Genomic DNA, 319 nt, shown 5'->3' with positions numbered 1-319 from the left:
GTATTCGCGGTGAACACCATCCCGCATGGTCGTTTCACAGCAGACATTGGTCACCGTGCCGCAGACAATCAGGGTATCGATGTCTTTCATCCGCAGGATCATGTCGAGATCGGTGTTATGAAAACCACTGTAAAACAACTTGTCGACGACAATGTCACCGTCTTGTGGCTGCAGCTCATCGATCACTTCAATGGCCGGGTTGGAACGCGCAAACTGGGCATCGGCATCTGGATACAAGTCGCGGAAACGCCCGGTGTCAGAGCCATCTCCCCGCACTACATGGCGTAAATAAATTACTGGCATGGCCGCGGCACGCATG

At 53.6% G+C, this 319-nt stretch carries 1 protein-coding gene; it reads right to left on the bottom strand.

Translation table 11 applies throughout. The features are described 5' to 3' along the window. On the bottom strand, positions 1–319 hold a 319-nt coding region (locus Q4563_RS18215), incomplete at both ends, for a cysteine hydrolase family protein (protein WP_303605506.1).

Source organism: Gilvimarinus sp. 1_MG-2023 (assembly GCF_030548285.1).
The sequence above is the reverse complement of the archived record's forward strand: the minus strand, read 5'-3'. Positions and strand labels throughout refer to the sequence as shown.